Source organism: Nitrosospira sp. Nsp2 (genome assembly GCF_003050965.1).
GTDB lineage: Bacteria > Pseudomonadota > Gammaproteobacteria > Burkholderiales > Nitrosomonadaceae > Nitrosospira.
The window spans coordinates 1-2,032 of the sequence record NZ_QAOU01000016.1; the positions used below are offsets into that span (position 1 = coordinate 1).

The 2,032-nt window shown below is 53.5% G+C and carries 1 protein-coding gene; it reads left to right on the top strand.

Going from position 1 to position 2,032, the window contains the following annotated elements:
- Positions 1–262: 262 nt before the first annotated feature.
- Positions 263–1,810: a PLP-dependent aminotransferase family protein gene (locus C8R31_RS15700; RefSeq protein WP_107695113.1), complete on the top strand. Its 1,548-nt coding sequence runs from the start codon at positions 263–265 to the stop codon at positions 1,808–1,810.
- Positions 1,811–2,032: the final 222 nt, after the last annotated feature.

The following is a 2,032-nucleotide window of genomic DNA, read 5'->3' on the forward strand; positions in this document are numbered from 1 at the left end:
GCCCCGGAGACCGACCTCAACGAGAGCAAAAAGCAGGGCAAGATGGTCCTCAAACCCGAGAAAAAGGATGAGGACGATGACGAGGATGAGGAGTAAGTCGCATTTTCGGCACATAATGAGGTAAACCCCGTCCGTCCTTGACGGATGGGGAGCAGTTGCATCAAAGTCGGCGACGGGTTTACGTTACCCCGCTAAATATGCCAAAATCAGATGCTTATCTGAAACCGCAATCCAGCGCACAAATGTGCCGCCAAGAAAGCATATGGCAATCCCAATTGAGCTTGATCACGCCAGTCGCCAGTCACTCCAAGGGCAAATCTTTGAACAATTACGCCATCTCATCCTTGGCGGAAGGCTAAAGCCGGGCACGCTTGTCCCAGCGAGCCGCGTACTGGCTGAACAACTCGGCATTTCCAGAAATACGGTACTGCTTGTCTATGATCGCCTGATAGCAGAAGGCTACCTCCAGGCTCGAAAGGCGATCGGAACGTACGTAAACCTGGAGCTGCCGGAAACCTGCCTCGCCGCAACCCGCAGAATAGCTACTTCCGCTTCTACTCATACTGAGACGGCGAAACGTCCGATGATTCCTTTTGTGGGTCCGACGCCGGCAAAAAGAAACACGCAGCACCTCGACTTTGATTTCTATCCCGATCGGATTGATCTTGATTTATTCCCGCTTAAAATATGGCGCCGGTTTATTAACCGGACGTTCACGTCAACGGTTACGCATTTTACCGAGTGCTGCGATCCTGGCGGACTGCCGCAGTTGCGAGAAGTCATTGCCGACCATCTTGGAATAGCCAGGGGAATCAGCGTATCCGCTGACCAGATCATTATTACAGGGGGATCCCAGGAAGGTCTTAACCTGGCAGCGCGGTTGCTGGTAAAGGACGGGACACTGGTTGCTACGGAGGATCCTTGCTACCAAGGGGCCGCCTCTCTTTTCGAAAGCTATTATGCGAAATTGATTCCGATACCTGTCGATGAGGATGGTTTGGATGTTGAGCAGCTGCCGAGGGATGGGGTGACACTCATCTATGTCACTCCTTCTCACCAATACCCTCTCGGATTCACCTTGCCAATGGAGCGGCGCCTGAAGCTGTTGGATTGGGCTCGTCGTTGTGGGGCTTATATCATCGAGGATGATTACGACTCTGATTTTCGATACCGGGGGTCACCTTTGACGGCCCTGATGGGACTTGACGATCACGGTTGCGTAATGTATTTGGGGACTTTTTCGAAATCCATGGGTGCCGGGCTTCGGCTGGGGTATCTCGTTGTGCCCAAGGCACTCATCCCCGCCGCACGTTCGGCCAAGGCATTGCTCAACAACGGCCACGCCTGGCTGGATCAGGCGACGATGGCAGAATTCATCCGAAGCGGTGCGTATGGCAATCATCTGAGGCGCATGCGCAATATTTACTCGAAGCGGCATGACTGCCTCATAGACGCTCTTCGCGAGCATTTCGGGGCAGTACAGCTTTCCGGGCTGGAAAGCGGTTTACATCTTGCGTGGCACCTACCCCACAATTATCCGGATGCATCCGAACTTCAGACCCTTGCGTTGCGGCAAGGGGTTGGGATTTACTCGATCGGATCTGGAACAACGTCCGATTTCGGAAAAGGCAGTTATAGCACACGTACCGTTGTGCTAGGTTTTTCGTCGCTCAATGAATACCAGATTCGAGCGGGTATAAGGCGGCTCGCCCACGCCTTTACAGATCTTCCGGTGGAATCCGTCCGGTCCGGACTTGGCGCCCACGCCGGGCTGTCCTCATCCCTTCACTACAAAAACACCGGGTATTAGCTCGTATTCTCGAGCTGCGTAGAAACGGTTGGCTCGTCATCCAGCCTTGAATCCGTGCACTTCCCTCTCCCCCTGGTTTTCGGAACGTCCGGCTATCGTGCATCTCCGTTTAATGGAAGATAAGCAAAAAAAAACACCGATCCACCTTTCCGTCTGTTGACGGCGGCGGACCGGTGTTTTGAGGAACCTTTCGTCTACAGGTTCCTCAGGTTTGCTTAGAGC

Excerpts from the sequence above, each read along its gene's own strand:
- C8R31_RS15700 (WP_107695113.1), top strand. The coding sequence starts at position 263 with ATGGCAATCCCAATTGAGCTTGATCACGCCAGTCGCCAGTCACTCCAA.